Source organism: Micromonospora sp. DT15, from assembly GCF_049841475.1.
Lineage (GTDB): Bacteria > Actinomycetota > Actinomycetes > Mycobacteriales > Micromonosporaceae > Micromonospora.
On the sequence record NZ_JBNCKJ010000009.1, the window covers coordinates 276,250 to 292,847 of the forward strand.

Here is a 16,598-nt window from a genome sequence, read left to right on the forward strand (position 1 = left end):
CGGTGTGGGCAGGGCTGTCGGGGTGCGACGGGGGAGTGGGAGGTGAGCGGCGGGCTGCTGGTGGCCGGCACGACGTCCGACGCCGGCAAGAGCGTGCTCACCGCCGGCATCTGCCGTTGGCTGCACCGGCAGGGCGTGAAGGTGGCGCCGTACAAGGCGCAGAACATGTCGAACAACTCTGCGGTGGTCGTCGGGGCGGACGGGCGCGGCGGCGAGATCGGGCGCGCCCAGGCCATGCAGGCCGCGGCGTGCGGGCTCGCACCCGACCTGCGGTTCAACCCGGTGCTGCTCAAGCCGGGCAGCGACCTGGCCAGTCAGGTGGTGCTGCTGGGCGAGGCGGTCGACACGATCACCGCGGGCACCTTCCGGCAGTTGCGTCCCCGGCTCGCCGAAACCGCGTACGCCGCGCTGGCCGAGCTGCGCGAGACGTACGACGTGGTGATCTGCGAGGGCGCCGGCAGCCCTGCGGAGATCAACCTGCGGGCCGGTGACTACGTCAACATGGGGCTGGCCCGGCACGCCAACCTGCCCACCATCGTCGTCGGCGACATCGACCGGGGCGGTGTCTTCGCCTCGATGTTCGGCACCGTGGCCCTGCTCGACCCGGCCGACCAGGCGCTGATCGCCGGATTCGTGATCAACAAGTTCCGGGGTGACCTCGGGCTGCTCCAGCCGGGTCTGGACATGCTGCGTCAGGTCACCGGCCGCCCGACGTACGGGGTGCTGCCCTGGTCACTGGACCTGTGGCTCGACGCGGAGGACTCACTCGCCTACGGTCGGGTGCTCGGTCGACCCGCAGCCCCGCACGGCAGCGAATGGCTGGACGTGGCCGTCGTCCGCCTACCCCGGATCAGCAACGCCACCGACGTGGAGGCGCTCGCCACCGAGCCGGGCGTCCGGGTGCGCCTCACCATCGAACCGGCCGAACTGGCCGCCGCCGACCTGGTCGTCCTACCCGGCTCCAAGTCCACCGTCGCCGACCTCGGGTGGCTGCGCGAGACCGGTCTCGCCGACGCGGTGGCCACCCATGTGGCGGCCGGCAAGCCCCTGCTCGGCCTCTGCGGGGGCTTCCAGATGCTCGGCCGCGCCATCCACGATCCGGTGGAGAGCCGGCAGGGCAGCGTGCCGGGGCTCGGTCTGCTGCCCATCGACATCACCTTCGACCCGCGCAAGACCGTCCGGCAGTCGGTGGGCACCGGCCCCGGTGGCCTTCCGGTGCGGGGCTACGAGATCCACCACGGGTACGTCTCGCAGGCCGACCCCACCCTGACCCCGCTGCTGACCGGCGACGACGGCGTCGCAGAGGGCGCCGTGCTCGGCGTGGTGCACGGCACGCACTGGCACGGGGCGTTCGAGTCCGACGAGTTCCGCCGGTGGTTCCTCACCGAGGCGGCTCGCCTGGCCGGTCGCAGCGGGTTCCGGGTCGCACCGGCCACCAGCTTCGCCGCCGCCCGAGAACAGTCGCTCGACCTGCTCGGCGACCTGGTCGAGGAACACCTGGACACCGATGCCCTCTGGCGTCTCATCGAAGCCGGCCCACCCGCCGACCTGCCCTTCATCCCACCCGGCCCTCCACCCTCCTGACCGGTTTACCGTCCCCTGTGGAGGGTGGTCGTGCTCGATCCTCGTCGTGGGGGCCACGCCCACCCGGCACGATCTTGCGCGGACCGACCGCCCGCAACGGAACGTGAGTGGCGGGGTCGGGGGAGTCAGGGGCGGATGTCGGCGGGACGGTCGGTGGTGGGCAGGCCGGCGGCGAGCCAGGCGTCCACGCCGCCGATCATGTCGGTGGCCCGGCGCAGCCCGAGGGTCTGCAGGCTGGCGGCGGCCAGGCTGGAGCTGTAACCCTGTCGGCACACCAGGATGATCTCCCGGTCGTACCCGGTGGCTTCCGGGATCCGCCAGGCACTGGCCGGATCGAGGCGCCACTCCAGTACGGTCCGGTCGACGACGACCGCGCCCGGCAGGTCGCCCTGTTCGCGGCGCTGTAGTTCGGTACGGGTGTCGACCAGCAACGCGCCGCCGCGGACCGCCTCGACGGTCTGCTGCGGAGTCAGTCGGTGCAGCCCGGCACGGGCCTGTTCGAGCAGGGCGTCTATACCGGGGCTCATCACGTCTCGGAGCACCACCCGATCATGCCGATTCGATGGCACCCCGGGCGGCGAACCGGCCGCCCGTCACCCGTCGCCGCCCCAATTCCCCCGGACGTGACGGTGGCGGCGGTGGCGGCATACTTCGGTCATGCACCACGGGAGGCTGCGCTGAACCCGGGAACCGGCGGACCGACAGTCGCGGTTGTCGAGGCGTACGCCGAACTGGCTCGTCGGGTGCTCGCGGGCCCGGCGCGGTTGGGGCGGACCCGGCTGGTCGCGGTCGACGGGCCGAGTGGCGCGGGTAAGAGCCGGTTCGCCGCGCAGCTCGCGGATGCCCTGGCGGGGCCGCTCGGCGGCCGACCGCCGGTGGTGCACACGGACGACCTGCTCGACGGGTGGGACGACCAGGTCACCTTCTGGCCCCGGCTCGACGAGGGGGTGCTCGCCCCGCTGCGTGTCGGTGAGCCGGGTGCCTACCGGCGGTACAGCTGGGTCCGGCGGTGTTTCCTGCCCCGGCCGGTTCCGGTTCCGGTGGCTCCGGTGCTGGTGGTCGAGGGGGTCAGCGCCGCTCGGGCGGTCGTCCGGCCGGAGCTGACGCTGGCCGTGTTCGTCACCGCGCCCGCGTCGCTGCGGCTGGCTCGCGCGGTCGCCCGGGACGGGCCGGAGATCCTGCCCGAGCTGCGCCGCTGGCATGACGGGGAGCGGGCGCACTTCGCCGTCGACGAGACCGCTACCCACGCCGACCTGGTGGTGGACGGCGCGCCGACACTGCCGTACGACGCGGACCGGTACTACGTGCGGCTGCGATGAGCGGGGCATGGACGTGGGCCACGGTCTGCGGCACGATGCGGAGAGCTACGGCAAACGGGGAGCCACCATGACGGCAGCGGACGCGCCAGCGCGGCGTCGGATCACCCTCACCGGCATCAGCTCGCGGGCCTGGGAGCACCCGGCCGACCGTGGTGCCCTGGTCGCGCTGCGGGAGCTGCGCGGCTTCGACGACGTGGTGCGGGCGTTCTTCGGGATGTGGAACGAGCGCGGTTTCCGGCTGTCCGTGCTGGCCTCCGGCATCCGGGTCGACCACCGTCAGTATCCGGCGGTGTGGCAGCGCTACACCGAGGCCGCAGCGGCGCTCGACGTGGCCGAACTGCCCGAGCTGTACGTGACCCAGTCGCCCTGGTTGGGCGCCGAGGCGGTCGGGCTGGAGCGACCGTTCATCGTGCTGAACTCCGCCTGCGTGCAGCAGTTCGACGAGGACGAACTGCGCTGCCTGCTCGGCCACGAGTTGGGCCACGTGGGCAGCGGGCATGCGGTCTACAAGACCATGCTCATGATCCTCACCCGGTGGGCGGCCAACCTGAGCTGGTTGCCGGTCGGCGCGATCGCGCTGCGCGCCATCATCGCGGCGATGCTGGAGTGGTGGCGCAAGGCGGAGCTCTCCGCCGACCGGGCCGGCCTGCTCGCCGGGCAGGACCCGGCCGCCGCGCTGCGGCTTCTGATGAAGCTCGCCGGCGGCGGTGACCTGTCCCAGGTCGACACCACAGCCTTCCTGGAGCAGGCCGCCGAGTACGCCGGTGGCGGCGACCTGCGCGACAGCCTGCACAAGATCCGGATGACCGCGTGGAGCACCCACCCGGTGCCGGTGGCGCGGGCGGCGTCGCTGCGCCAGTGGATCGACTCCGGGGCGTACGGGCGGGTGCTGGCGGGGGACTATCCGCGCCGCGAGGACGACAGCTCGACAAGCGTGTCGGAGGAGATCAAGGCGGCTGCCGAGTCGTACCGGGAGGAGTTCAGCCGGTCGACCGACCCACTGGTCGGGTTGCTGCGCCGGCTCGGCGACGGCGCGAGCGACGTCGGCGAGTGGGTGGGCGGCACCGCCGGTCGGGCGCGTTCCTGGATGGACGCCGCCACCGAGGCGGCGGGCCGCGCACACCGCGCCGGGCGGGCCGCCCCGGGCGCGCGGGCCGGCGCCGGCCCCGCGGACAGCGGTGACGGTACGGGCTCCGCCGGCACACCCCGGTAAGGCCGGCATACGATGCCGGTCATGACCTCACCGATCATGACCGAGTCCGAGGTACGGGCCGCCGTCGAGCGGGAGATGCCCGGCGTCCGGGCCGACCTGGAGCGACTCGTCCGCATCCCCGGCATCGCCTTCGAGGGCTTCGACCACTCACACGTGGAACGCTCCGCCGAGGCGGTCGCCGAGCTGCTGCGCGGCTGTGGCCTGGACGTCGACATCGTGCGATCCGGCGGCCAGCCGGCGGTGATCGGCCGTCGGGCCGCCCCGCCCGGAGCGCCCACCGTGCTTCTCTACGCCCACCACGACGTCCAGCCGGTCGGCGACCGGTCGCTGTGGGAGTCCGACCCGTTCGAGCCTGTGGAACGGGACGGCCGGCTCTACGCCCGGGGCGCGGCCGACGACAAGGCCGGCATCATGGCGCACGTGGCGGCGCTGCGCGCGTACGGTGACGCGCTGCCGGTCGGCGTGGTCCTCTTCATCGAGGGCGAGGAGGAGTACGGCTCCGACTCACTGGAGCAACTGCTGGCCGAGCACCGCGACGCGATCACCTCGGACGTCATCGTGATCGCCGACTCCGGTAACTGGGACATCGGCGTACCGGCGTTGACCACCTCGCTGCGGGGCATCGTCAACTGCTTCGTCGAGGTGCGCACGCTGGACCACGCGGTGCACAGCGGCATGTTCGGCGGTGCCGTGCCGGACGCGCTCACCGCACTGGTCCGGCTGTTGGCGACGCTGCACGACGACGCCGGTGACGTGGCCGTGGACGGCCTGGTCGGCCGGGAGGGCGCCACCGTCGACTACCCGGAGGACCGGGTCCGGGCCGAGGCCGGGCTCGCCGAGGGCGTGCAGTTCATCGGCACCGGCCGGATCACCGATCGACTCTGGACCAAGCCGGCGGTGGCCATTCTCGGTGTCGACGCGCCGTCCACCGGCGAGGCGCCGAACGCCCTGGTCCCGGCCGCGAAGGCGAAGCTCAGCATCCGCCTCGCCCCGGGCGACGACCCCAAGCGGGCGTACGCGGCGGTGCGCGCGCACCTGGAGCAGCACGCGCCGTGGGGTGCGCAGGTGACCGTCACCTTCGAACACGACGGTGACCCGTGCGTGATCGACGCGTCCGGGCCGATGTTCGACGCCGCCCGCTCGGCCTTTCGGACCGCCTGGGACGGCACCGACCCGGTGGACATCGGCGTCGGCGGCTCGATTCCGTTCATCGCCACCTTCCAGGAGATGTTCCCGAAGGCGGCGATCCTGGTGACCGGCGTGGAGGACCCACACGCCCGCGCGCACGGCCCGAACGAGAGTCTGCACCTGGGTGAGTTCGCCCGGGTCTGCCTGGCCGAGGCACTGCTCCTGCGCAACGTGGCGGCGGCGGTGAGCAGTTAGGTGTCAGAACGGCAACTTTGGGCCTGATCTGGGAGTTTACGGCGTGTCGGATGGTCAGCTGTTATAGCCTTTCGTACATGAGTACGAACGAGGTGATGGCCCGGTTGGGGGCCGCTGTCAGCGCGCTGGGAGATGTCGATGTCTCCGCGTGGTCCGAGGACACGCTCAACGAACAGCTCGGTGAGCTCTCCGCCGCACTGGTCGCCCTCGACTCGGTGCTCTCCCGGGTCGCCGGCGAGGTCCGCGCCCGGGGGTTGCGCATCGAGGAACCCGTCTCCGCTTAGGGCGTGTGTCAAAGCCCCTGGCCGGCCTGCGGCGGGCCCAGACGACGACCGGCCGCGTTGGAGATTGGCCCGGATACAACACCGGTATCCGAGCCAATCTCCGCCTTGCCGGATCGCCGCCTGGACTCCGCCTCGGCTCGACCGAGGACTTTGACACACGCCCAGGCCCTGATCCGTCGTCCAGTGAGTGGGCGGCACCCTGCCGACACCGCCCGGGCACGGCAATGCCCGGGCGGTGTCGGAGGTGACTGGCAGGATGAGCTGCGTGCGGTTCCTCGATCTGGCAGCCACCTCCGCCGCCGTCGGCGCCACCAGCGGCCGACGCGCCAAGGTGGAGCTGCTCGCTGACGCGCTGCGCCGGCTCGACCCCGGCGAGGTCGAGCCCGGCGCCGGCTATCTCGCCGGTGAGCTGCGCCAACGGCAGACCGGCGTCGGCTACGCGAGCCTGCGTGACCTGCCGCCGCCGGCCGCCGAGCCGACGTTGACTGTGGCCGGCGTGGACGCGGCCATCGCGCAGATCGCCGCGGTGCACGGCTCAGGCTCACAGGCTCGGCGTCGGGCGCTGCTCGGCGCCCTCTACGCGGCGGCGACGACCGACGAGCAGCGGCTGCTCACCGGCCTGTTCAGTGGCGAGCTACGGCAGGGCGCCCAGGCCGGCCTCCTCGCGGACGCGGTGGCCCGGGCCGCCGAGGTGCCGGTGGCGGCGGTCCGCCGGGCGCTGCTGCTCGCCGGTGATCTCCGGGCGGTGGCGGTGGCCGCGCTGGCCGGAGGGGCCGCCGAGTTGGCCGGCTTCGGTCTACAGGTCGGCCGCCCGCTGGCGCCGATGCTCGCGCAGAGCGCCCCCTCGGTCGACGAGGCGCTCGCCGCGACCGGCACGCCGGCGGTGGTCGACGTGAAGCTCGACGGCATCCGCATCCAGGTGCACCGCTCCGGCACCGACATCGCCGTGTTCACCCGCAGCCTCGACGAGATCACCACCCGGGTGCCCGAGGTGGTCGCCGCGGTCCGTGCCCTGCCGGGCCGGGAGTTGGTCCTCGACGGCGAGGCGATCGGCCTGGACGAGACCGGCCGCCCACTGCCGTTCCAGCAGACGTCGAGCCGGGCCGCCCGACGCACCACCCCCAGCACCACCGGGCGCACACCTGTCGCTCCGGCGGTGCTCGCGGCGGCTGCGAGCACGGGCGCCACGGTGCTCACCCCGTACTTCTTCGACCTGCTGCACCTCGACGGCCAGGATCTGATCGACAGTCCCGGCCGGGAGCGGTGGGCCGCCCTCGCCGGTTCGGTGGATTCGTCGCTGCTGGTCGGTCGCATGGAGGTCGACGGCCCGGAGCAGGCCGCCGCCGCGTTCGCCGCCGCGCTCGACGCCGGGCAGGAGGGCGTTGTGGTCAAGGCGCCGGACGCCCCCTACGACGCCGGCCGGCGAGGTGCCGCCTGGGTCAAGGTGAAACCGAGGCACACCCTCGACCTGGTGGTGCTCGCCGTCGAGTGGGGCAGCGGCCGACGCAAGGGCTGGTTGTCCAACCTGCATCTGGGTGCGCGTGACGCGCGCACCGGTGACTTCGTGATGCTCGGCAAGACGTTCAAGGGGCTCACCGACGAGCTGCTGCGGTGGCAGACCGAACGATTCCTCGACCTCGCCGTGGAACGCGGCGACTGGGTGGTCCGGGTCCGGCCCGAGCAGGTGGTGGAGATCGCCTTCGACGGGGTGCAGACGAGTTCGCGCTATCCCGGTGGGATGGCGCTGCGGTTCGCCCGGGTGGTCCGCTATCGCGACGACAAGTCCGCCGCCGAGGCGGACACCATCGACGCGGTCCGCGCCATCCACGCCGGCCGCGTCACCAGCTGACCGGGCGAGGTCAGGCGGAGGCGGTCGGCGTCGGCTCGGCGGCCCGGTCCAGCGGAGCCGGGGTGGTGCCGATTCCGGCGGCCCGGCGGGCCTCCCGACGGGCCACCCAGCCGTAGCCGAACAGGGCCATCACCGCGAACAGCCACCACTGCACGACGTAGCCGAAGTTCTGCCAGTTGTTGGCGTGCCCGACCGGCACCGCCTTGAACACCGGATCGGCTGCCGGGGTCTGCTCGTCGAGCAGCACGTAAGCGCCGTAGACCGGGTAGGGAAGCTCGCCGGCCAGCCGCGACACCCCGATCCGCCGGATCTCCAGCAGCCCGTCGCGTCGGGCCACAGCGCCGGCGCCGCTCTCGGTCTCGTGCACCCGGCCGACCACAGTCACATCGCCGGTCGGCGCGGCCGGCACCGACGGCTGGGCGGTCGCCCCACCGGGCGCCGGCGGGATCCAGCCCCGGTCCACCAGCACCGCCGTGCCGTCGGCGAGCACCAACGGGGTGAGCACCTCGAAACCGACCCGGCTGTCCACCGTGCGGCCACGGACCAGCACGGTGTTCGTGGGGTCGTACCGGCCGGTGACGGTGACCCGGGTCCAGACCTTGTCCTCGGCGGGGGCCGGACCGGCCGTCCCCGCGCCGCCGGCGGGAGCGCGCAGCGCGTCGATGAGCGGCACCGGAGCCATCCGCTGGCCCGCGTCGATCCGCTCGTTGACCTCGGTGCGCCCCCGGTAGCGGTCGAGCTGCCAGTTGCCGAGGAACACCATGACGGCGGCCGCGACCAGGGTCAGCGCGAGAGCGCCCAGCCAGCGTGGGCTCAGCAGGAACCGGTACACGGCACCGAGGCTACTCGTATGACCGGCGCCACTGACCTGGACCGGGCCGGATGGGTCGGGACCGGCGACCGGGCGTCCGGCCAGGGCCGGGCCGGGCACCCCGGTTGGCGGTGCTCGCGCCTCCAGCCGGGCGGGTATCGTCACGCCGACGGATCGGCCTCGGTCGTCCCGTCGCGTACCCGCCGCCGCTCGCGAGGAGTCGATGATGACCGTCGTGCCGCGCCTGGTGCTCAGCGCGCCGTCCTCCGGGCACGGTAAGAACGCGCTGGCGATCGGGCTGCTAGCCGCCCTGGCCGAGCGAGGGGTCGACGTCGCCGGGTTCAAGCTCGGGCCGGACCACGTCGACGCCGCCTATCTCGGTCTCGCCTCCGGCCGGCCGGGTCGGGTGATCGACCCCCGACTGGTCGGCCTCGACCGGCTCGCCCCGCTGGTGGCGCACGGCGCCGCCGGTGCCGGGCTGGCCGTGGTGCAGGGCAGCATGGGCCTGTACGACTCGGTCGGTGGCCGTCCCGAGCAGGAGTCCACTGCCGCCGCGGCCGCCGCGCTGCGCAGCCCGGTGGTCCTCGTTGTCGACGTGGCCGCGATGGGCCAGTCGGTGGCGGCCCTGGTGCACGGTTTCCGCTCGTACGACGAGCAGCTGTGGCTCGGCGGGGTGATCCTCAACCGGGTGGCGTCGTCGCGGCACGAGGGGATGCTGCGCGAGGCGTTGGACGACGTGGGGGTGCCGGTCTACGGCGCGCTGCGTCGACAGGACCTGCCGGCGGTGCTGCCGTCGCGGCGGCACGGCGTGGCCCCGGTGGTCGAGGGTTCGGCCGACGCCGTCCGTGCGGTCCGCCGGCTGGGCGAGGCCGTCGCCGCCACCGTCGACCTGGAACGGCTGCTCGGGCTGGCCCGTTCCGCCCCGTCGCTGCCGGCTCCGGCCTGGTCTCCCGAGGAGGCCCTCGGCACGTTCACACCCCCGGCGAACCGCCCACTGGTGGCGGTGGCCGGTGGGCCGGGCGGCAGTTTCAGCCACCCGGAGACCACCGAGTTGCTCCAGGCCGCCGGCGCCGAGGTCGTCGTCGTCGACCCGCTACGCGACGAGGCGCTGCCGGTCGGCACCCGCGCGCTGGTCGTCGGCGGCGCGCTGCCCGAGGCGTACGCCGAGCAGTTGTCGGCCAACCGGCGGCTCTGCATCGCGGTGGCCGAGTTGGCGCGGACCGGGCGTCCGGTGATCGCCGAGGGCGCCGGGCTGCTCTGGCTGGCCCGGGAGCTGGACGGGTTGCCGATGTGCGGTGTCCTGGACGCGGTGGGCGTCAGCCGTGACGGGGTGGTGGCCGGCTACCGGGAGGCGACCGCCCAGACCGACAGCGTCGTCGCCGCCACCGGCACGGTGCTGGTCGGGCACAAGGCACACCGCGCGGTGCTCACCCCCCGCGCCGGTCAGCGCCCGGCCTGGAGCTGGGACGGCGGCACGCCCGAGGGCTTCGTCTGGCGCAACGTGCACGCCTCGCAGCTCACGCTGCACTGGGCGAGCCATCCGGCGACGGCGGCCCGGTTGGTCGCCGCGGCGGCGGCCGATCCGACGAGCGAGGTGGTGCCCGCGCAGTCGGGCGAGGTGTCGGTGTGATCGGCCAGGTGGCGGTGCGCCGATTCCCGGCGCTTACCGTCTCCACCCCGCGTACCGAGGTGCGGCAGCTCACAGCGGCCGACGCGGCGGCGGCCGGGGAGATCTTCGCCGACAAGCTCACCCGGCGTTGGCTGCCGCTGCCCGACGACTCCGGCCCGATCGACGGGCTGGCCTGGTGCACCGATCTGGCCCGGCAGCGGCGCGACAGCGGAGAGGGTGACCACTACGCGGTGCTCCGGCGGGAGGACGACCAGGTGGTCGGCTCGCTGTGGACCCGGCGCACCGACTGGGGCGCCCGCCTCACCGAGATCTCCTACGCGATGGCGGCGCACGCGCGGGGCTTCGGCTTCGCCGCCGAGGCGGTCGACGCGGTGGCCATCGCGCTGATCCTGGAGCACGGCTTCCAGCGGGTCGAGCTGCGGGTGGCTCCCGGCAACCTGGCCTCGCGCCGGGTCGCCGAGAAGGCCGGGTTCAGCTACGAGGGGCTGCTGCGCAACGCCGGGTTCGTCAGCGGCGGCCGGGTGGACCTGGAGCTGTGGTCGTTCGTCGCCGCCGACCTGCGCTGAGCCTGAGCCCCGCCGACCTGCGCTGAACCCCGCCGACCTGCGCTGACTCGCGCGCTGGTCAGCCGACGATGGCGTCCGACGGTGGGGTGAACTGACGGGTCGGGGTGCCCTTCAGGCCGTCGCGTAGGGTCTCCGAAACCGCCTTGATCGGGATCTGGGACTGCCCGTCACCGACCGCGTTGAACGGGTTGTCCGGGTCGGAGATGAAGCTCGCCGCGGCCAACTCCGGGGTGTAGCCCACGAACCAGGCCGACCGGGTGCTGTCGGTCGTACCGGTCTTGCCGGCCACCGGGCGTCCGACGGTGCCCCGCACGCTGTCGGCGGTGGACCAGCCGCCGCAGCTGCCGCGCGCCGGGGTGTCGCCGGTCGGGCAGCGGGCCGCGTCGGTGGCCGCCCGTGCCGCGTCCGCGCTGACCACCTGCCGGCAGCGCGGCTTGGCCACCTCACGGTGCAGACCGCCCGCTGTGGCGTACGTGGCGGGCGTGCCGTCCCGGTTCATGATCGCTTGCACGGGGATGGCCTCGCAGTAGCGGCCGTCGGCAGCGATGGCGGCGTACGCGTTCGCCATCTCCAGCGGGGTGGCGTCGGAGACGCCCAGGGTGAACGCACCCCACTTCTTCGCCTTGTCCGGGGACGCGTGGTCCCGGTCGACGTCGGTGCGCCACCGCAGCCCGAGCTGTTCGGCCAACCGGACCGCCCGGTCCGCGCCGACCTTCTCCTCCAGCCAGACGAAGTACGTGTTCACCGACTTGCCGAAGCCGGACCACATGGTCTGCTGACCGGACATGGCGCCGCTGGCGTTGGAGGGCGCCCAGCCGTCGTAGACCTCGGAGCGGTAGCGGTATGGGGCGTTGAACGAGGTGGAGAGGGTCATGCCAGCGTCGAGCGCGGCCAGCATCGGGAACATCTTGAACGTCGATCCGGCCTGGTAGCCGGCCAGGTCACCGCCGCCGAGCAGCGGTGCCACGGTGTTCGGGTAGTTGGCCTTCACGTTCGGCCCGGCCTCCGGGTTGGAGCTCTGCGGGTTGTCGGCCAGGTCCAGCGAGTACGTCCGGTTCACCGCCATGGCCTTCACCCGCCCGGTGCCCGGCTCGGAGACCACGATCCCGTTGGCGAACGGGCTGCCGGTGGCCTCCTTGGTGCCGACGTTCTTCTCCGCGGCCTCCTGGATCTTCGGGTCGATGCTGAGCACGATGCGGTAGCCGCCCCGGCGCAGGTTGTCCATCCGTTCCAGCCGGTTCGCCCCGAACGCGGGCTGGGCGCTCCACCAGTTCTTCAGGTAGTCGCAGGCGAAGCCCCAGCTGTTGTACTTCTCCGCCACCGCGGCGCAGTCGTGCGGTGGGGTGGTCAGCTTGAGCCGGATCGGTTCGGACTTGGCGGCGGCGGCCGAGTCGGGGGAGAGGTAGCCGAGTTGGCTCATCCGGTCCAGCACGTAGTTGCGCCGCCCGGTGGCCTCCTTCTGGTCGGAGTCGGCCGGGTCGTACTCCGAGGGGGACTTGACCAGTCCGGCGAGGGTGGCGGCCTCGACCGGGGTGAGGTCCTTCGGGGTCTTGGAGAAGAAGATCTCGCTGGCGGCGTAGATGCCGTACGCCCGGTGCCCGAAGTACGCCGAGTTCAGGTAGCGCTCCATGATTTCTTCCTTGCTGATCTCCTTCTCCAGGTCCAGCGCCATCCGCATCTCCTTGACCTTGCGCAGGCTGGTCTGCTGGGTGGCTTCCTGGACCTCCTTGGGCGTGGTCGCGCTGTCCCGTAGGGCCATCCGGACGTACTGCATGGTCAGTGTCGAGGCGCCCTGGGAGCCGCCGGAGCGGGCGTTGGAGACGAAGGCCCGGGCCACGCCCTTCGGGTCGACGCCGTGGTGCTGGTAGAAGCGGGAGTCCTCGGCGGCGATGATCGCCTGCTGGATGTTCGGCGACATGTCCGACAGCTTCGTGTACTGCCGGTACTCCTCGTAGAACATCGTCAGCACGGTCTTGCCGTCCGGGCCGTAGACGTACGAGGTCTCGGCGGGCAGGGCGGTCTTCAGCACCCGGGTCTTCTGGTCCACGGCGTGCGCGGTGGCCTTCGCGCCGAGCCCGGTGAGGGCGACGACCGGGTAGGCGACGGCGGCGATCACGATTCCGGCGATCAGTCCGGCGCGGAGGAGAGGGACGAGACGACCAGCGGCAGCAAGGGGTCGGTTGCTCACCTGGTCAAGTTATGACATTTCCGATTCGTACATGAGAAGAACTCTTAAACCGGCGAGTGGTGACGCGGCTTACGCCGGGATCGGCTGTCCCACCGGCCACCTTCCCGGCAGGATCGCGGACATGTCTGATCAGCCGAGCGCTGTCGCCCCACCCGCCGGGGTCGAGCCGGACCTCGCCCACCACGGCGACGCGGAGGCGACCGCCGGTCTGATCGACCTTGCCGTCAACGTCCGTCGGGCGCGGCCGCCCGCCTGGCTGGCCGACCCGATCGCCGCGACCCTGACCGCCCTGGCCCGCTATCCGGACCCGGCGCCGGCACGGGCTGCGGTCGCCGCCCGACACCGCCGTCACCCGAACGAGGTGCTGCTCACCGCCGGCGCCGCCGAGGGGTTCGTGCTGATCGCCCAGGCGCTGCGCGGCGTGCGCCGCCCCGTGGTGGTGCACCCTCAGTTCACCGAGCCGGAGGCGGCGCTGCGGGCCGCCGGACACCCGGTCGAGCGGGTGCTGCTCGACGCCGCCGACGGCTTCCGGCTCGACCCGTCCCGGGTGCCCGCCGACGCCGACCTCGTGATGATCGGCAACCCGACGAACCCGACCTCGGTGCTGCACCCCGCCCAGGCGGTGGCCGCGCTGGCCCGCCCCGGCCGGGTGCTGGTGGTCGACGAGGCGTTCGCGGACACCACCATCGCCTCAGGGCACCCCGGCGAACCGGAGTCGCTGGCCGAACGCCGCGACCTGCCCGGGCTGCTCGTGGTGCGCAGCCTCACCAAGACGTGGGGCCTGGCCGGGCTGCGGATCGGCTACCTGCTCGGCGCGCCGGAGCTGCTGTCCCGGCTGGCCGCCGTCCAACCGCTCTGGGCCGTCAGCACACCCGCGCTGGCGGCCGCGTCGGCCTGCGCCAGCGCCGTCGCGGTCCAGGCCGAACGCGCGATCGCCGCCGACCTCGCCGCCGACCGCGAGCACCTGGTCGCGCGCCTCGCCGAACTGCCCGGTGTACGCGTCGTCGGCCGTCCCGCCAGCGCGTTCGTCCTGCTGCACCTGCCGGGCGCGACAGCGATCCGGGCCGCCCTTCGCGAGCGCGGCTGGGCGGTACGCCGAGGCGACACGTTCCCCGGCCTCGGCCCGGACTGGCTGCGGGTGGCCGTACGCGACCGAAACACCACCGACGAGTTCATCGACGTGCTGCGCGAGACCATGGAGGCATGATGCTGGAGACCACTATCGCGGCGATCCGCCCGGCGGACGAAGCGGCAATGGCCGCCGCCCGGGCGCTGCACGGCCGGCTGACCAAGCCGGCGGGCTCGCTGGGCGCGCTGGAGGAGCTTTCGGTACGCCTCGCCGGCCTGGCCGGAGTCTGCCCACCACCGCTGCCCGAGCCGGCCGCAGTGGCGATCTTCGCGGGCGACCACGGGGTGCACGCCCAGGGGGTCAGCCCCTGGCCGCAGGAGGTCACCGCGCAGATGATCGGCAACTTCCTGGCCGGTGGAGCGGTGGTCAACGCGTTCGCCCGGCAGGCCGGTGCCTCGGTCACCGTGGTCGACGTCGGCGTGGCCAGCCCGCTGCCCACCGACCCGGCCGTGCTCGACCCGGGTTTGCTCGATCCGGCCGCCGACCCGGTCGTGCTCGATCCGGCCGTGCCCCGGCTGGTTGTCTCGTCCGTCCGCCGGGGCACCGGCGACCTCACAGTGACGGCCGCGCTGACCCGGGACGAGGCGCTGGCGGCGGTGCGGACCGGCATCCGGATCGCCGACGAACTGATCGACGCCGGTGCCGGCATCCTGCTCACCGGGGACATGGGCATCGGCAACACGACCCCGGCCGCCGTGCTGATCGCCGCGTTCACCGGCGCCGACCCACTCGACACCACCGGTCGGGGCACCGGGGTCGACGACCCGACGTACGCGCGCAAGGTGGCTGTGGTGCGGGCCGCGCTGGCCCGGCACACCCCCGACCCGGCCGACCCGCTGGGGGTGCTGGCCGCCGTCGGTGGTCTGGAGCACGCCGCCCTGGCCGGGCTGATCCTCGGGGCCGCAGCGCGCCGCACACCGGTGCTGCTGGACGGTGTGATCGCGGTCTCGGCCGCGCTCGCCGCCGCCGCGTTCGCCCCGGACGCGGTCTGCGCCATGATCGCCGGCCACCGCTCGGCCGAGCCCGGTGCCACTGTCGCGTTGCGCCACCTCGGCCTCGACCCGCTGATCGACCTGGGGCTGCGCCTCGGTGAGGGCACCGGCGCGCTGCTGGCGTTGCCCGTGGTCACCGGCGCGGTCCGGGTGCTGCACGAGGTGGCCACCTTCGACTCCGCAGGGGTGGCCGAGAAGTGAGCACGCGCCGCGAACGAGCCGTCCGCCTCGGTGGTGCGGCGTGACCTCCAATCCGTACCCCCTGGGTTTGCGGCTGCACGGGCGGCGCGTGGTCGTGGTGGGTGGCGGCACGGTCGCCACCCGGCGCGTGCCCGCGCTGCTGGACGCCGGCGCGGACGTCCTGCTGGTGGCCCCGGAGCTGACTCCGGCGCTGCGCGCCCGGGCCGACGCGGGTCGGCTGCGCTGGGTGCCCCGACGGTTCGTGCCCGAGGACCTGGACGGTGCCTGGCTGGTCCAGGTCGCTGTCGACGACCCGATGGCGGCGGCTTCGGTGAGCGCCGTCGCCGCCGAGCGGCGGATCTTCTGCGTCCGGGCCGACGACCGGACGGCCGCCACCGCCTGGACCCCGGCCGTGACCCGGCACGGCCCGGTCACCGTGGCGGTACTCGGTGGCGGCGACCCGCACCGGGCGATGACCGTCCGCGACGCCATCCGCGACCTTCTGGCGGTTCGCCTGGCGCCCGCCGGTGCTGCCGCTGCGCCGCCTGACGGGCTCGGTGCTGCCGCTGCGCCGCCTGGCCAGGCCGATGCCGCTGCTGCGCCGCCTGGCGGGCTCGGTGCCGGTGTGACCGAGGCCGGTGTGACCAGCGGGCGGCAGGTCGGGCGGGTGGCGCTGGTCGGGGCGGGGCCGGGGGACCCGGAGCTGATCACCGTGAAGGGCTGGCGGCTGCTCACCGAGGCCGACGTGGTGGTCGCCGACCGGCTGGTGCCCGGACTGCTCCTGGACGAGCTGCGCCCGGACGTCGAACTGGTGGACGCCTCGAAGATCCCCTACGGCCCGTCCCGGGCCCAGGAGGAAATCAACCAGATCCTGGTCGACCGGGCCCTGGCCGGCGCGTTCGTGGTGCGGCTCAAGGGCGGTGACCCGTACGTCTTCGGGCGCGGCGGCGAGGAGTTGTTGGCCTGCGCTGCCGCCGGAGTTCCGGTGACGGTGGTGCCCGGGGTGACCAGCTCGATCGCCGCCCCGGCCGCGGCCGGAATCCCGGTCACTCATCGGGGCGTGGCGCACGAGTTCACTGTCGTCTCCGGACACCTGGCACCCAGCGCACCGGCTTCGCTGGTGCGCTGGGACGCCCTCGCCGCTCTGCACGGCACCCTGGTGATCCTGATGGGGCTGAAGAACCTCGCCGCCATCACGGCCACCCTGATCGCCCACGGTCGGTCGCCGCAGACCCCCGCCGCCGTCGTTCAGGAAGCCACGACGGGCACCCAGCGGGTGCTGCGGTCGACGCTCGACGCGGTGGCCGCCGACGTACTCACGGCCGAGGTACGGCCACCCGCCGTCGTCGTGGTGGGCGACGTGGTCAACACCCTCGACGGCTGAGGGAGTCGCTGCATCTCGCCGGGGGCCGGGAGCCGGGAGCCGGGAGCCGGGAGCCGGGACAGACGACGGGCCGGAGCAGCGCTGCT

General features: G+C 73.5%; 14 protein-coding genes. 11 read left to right on the plus strand and 3 right to left on the minus strand.

Annotated elements, in window-relative coordinates:
- Nucleotides 1–42 precede the first annotated feature (42 nt).
- Nucleotides 43–1,584 (plus strand): cobyric acid synthase, encoded by a 1,542-nt coding sequence (locus ACLQ3F_RS21440; protein ID WP_425850994.1) that lies wholly within the window; start codon nt 43–45, stop codon nt 1,582–1,584.
- Between the two features lie 125 nt (nt 1,585–1,709).
- Here ACLQ3F_RS21440 and ACLQ3F_RS21445 read toward each other — a convergent pair whose 3' ends face one another.
- Complete coding sequence (locus ACLQ3F_RS21445) at nt 1,710–2,111, minus strand: rhodanese-like domain-containing protein (RefSeq protein ID WP_355009007.1); 402 nt, start codon at nt 2,109–2,111, stop codon at nt 1,710–1,712.
- Nucleotides 2,112–2,135: 24 nt separating this feature from the next.
- Between ACLQ3F_RS21445 and ACLQ3F_RS21450 the strand changes: the two genes are divergently transcribed.
- From ACLQ3F_RS21450 to ACLQ3F_RS21470, 5 genes are all read left to right on the plus strand, one after another.
- A complete protein-coding gene (locus ACLQ3F_RS21450; RefSeq protein ID WP_425850996.1) occupies nt 2,136–2,903 on the plus strand; it encodes a uridine kinase family protein in 768 nt (255 codons plus the stop codon).
- Nucleotides 2,904–2,970: 67 nt separating this feature from the next.
- On the plus strand, nt 2,971–4,116 hold the full coding sequence (locus ACLQ3F_RS21455; RefSeq protein ID WP_357202977.1) for a M48 family metallopeptidase: 1,146 nt from the start codon (nt 2,971–2,973) through the stop codon (nt 4,114–4,116).
- Nucleotides 4,117–4,152: 36 nt separating this feature from the next.
- The gene (locus ACLQ3F_RS21460; protein WP_425851059.1) at nt 4,153–5,499 is read left to right on the plus strand and encodes a dipeptidase; all 1,347 of its coding nucleotides are present in this window, start codon (nt 4,153–4,155) and stop codon (nt 5,497–5,499) included.
- Nucleotides 5,500–5,576: 77 nt separating this feature from the next.
- Nucleotides 5,577–5,783, plus strand: coding sequence for a hypothetical protein (locus ACLQ3F_RS21465; protein WP_030333429.1), 207 nt, complete (start codon nt 5,577–5,579; stop codon nt 5,781–5,783).
- A gap of 256 nt (nt 5,784–6,039) precedes the next feature.
- Nucleotides 6,040–7,632, plus strand: a complete 1,593-nt coding sequence (locus ACLQ3F_RS21470; RefSeq protein WP_425850998.1) for an ATP-dependent DNA ligase — start codon at nt 6,040–6,042, stop codon at nt 7,630–7,632.
- A gap of 10 nt (nt 7,633–7,642) precedes the next feature.
- Here the strand turns inward: ACLQ3F_RS21470 and ACLQ3F_RS21475 are convergent, their stop codons facing one another.
- Nucleotides 7,643–8,464: an SURF1 family cytochrome oxidase biogenesis protein gene (locus ACLQ3F_RS21475; RefSeq protein ID WP_357202368.1), complete on the minus strand. Its 822-nt coding sequence runs from the start codon at nt 8,462–8,464 to the stop codon at nt 7,643–7,645.
- A gap of 205 nt (nt 8,465–8,669) precedes the next feature.
- On the opposite strand from ACLQ3F_RS21475, the gene ACLQ3F_RS21480 reads away from it, so the two are divergent.
- Both ACLQ3F_RS21480 and ACLQ3F_RS21485 read left to right on the plus strand, forming a co-directional pair.
- Nucleotides 8,670–10,073 carry a cobyrinate a,c-diamide synthase gene (locus ACLQ3F_RS21480; RefSeq protein WP_425851000.1) on the plus strand — a complete coding sequence of 468 codons (1,404 nt, stop codon included), beginning with the start codon at nt 8,670–8,672 and terminating at the stop codon, nt 10,071–10,073.
- Nucleotides 10,070–10,639: a GNAT family N-acetyltransferase gene (locus ACLQ3F_RS21485; RefSeq protein WP_091405515.1), complete on the plus strand. Its 570-nt coding sequence runs from the start codon at nt 10,070–10,072 to the stop codon at nt 10,637–10,639. The genes ACLQ3F_RS21480 and ACLQ3F_RS21485 overlap by 4 nt, the downstream gene beginning before the upstream one ends.
- A gap of 58 nt (nt 10,640–10,697) precedes the next feature.
- On the opposite strand, the gene ACLQ3F_RS21490 is transcribed toward ACLQ3F_RS21485, so the two are convergent.
- Nucleotides 10,698–12,827, minus strand: coding sequence for a transglycosylase domain-containing protein (locus ACLQ3F_RS21490; protein ID WP_425851001.1), 2,130 nt, complete (start codon nt 12,825–12,827; stop codon nt 10,698–10,700).
- Nucleotides 12,828–12,948: 121 nt separating this feature from the next.
- On the opposite strand from ACLQ3F_RS21490, the gene cobC reads away from it, so the two are divergent.
- Genes cobC through cobA form a run of 3 tightly spaced genes read left to right on the plus strand, consistent with a single transcriptional unit; the run spans nt 12,949 to nt 16,512 of the window.
- Nucleotides 12,949–14,034 carry an Rv2231c family pyridoxal phosphate-dependent protein CobC gene (gene cobC / locus ACLQ3F_RS21495; protein ID WP_425851003.1) on the plus strand — a complete coding sequence of 362 codons (1,086 nt, stop codon included), beginning with the start codon at nt 12,949–12,951 and terminating at the stop codon, nt 14,032–14,034.
- On the plus strand, nt 14,034–15,149 hold the full coding sequence (cobT, locus tag ACLQ3F_RS21500; protein WP_425851061.1) for a nicotinate-nucleotide--dimethylbenzimidazole phosphoribosyltransferase: 1,116 nt from the start codon (nt 14,034–14,036) through the stop codon (nt 15,147–15,149). The genes cobC and cobT overlap by 1 nt, the downstream gene beginning before the upstream one ends.
- A gap of 40 nt (nt 15,150–15,189) precedes the next feature.
- Nucleotides 15,190–16,512 (plus strand): uroporphyrinogen-III C-methyltransferase, encoded by a 1,323-nt coding sequence (cobA, locus tag ACLQ3F_RS21505; protein WP_425851005.1) that lies wholly within the window; start codon nt 15,190–15,192, stop codon nt 16,510–16,512.
- The last annotated feature ends 86 nt before the right edge of the window (nt 16,513–16,598 follow it).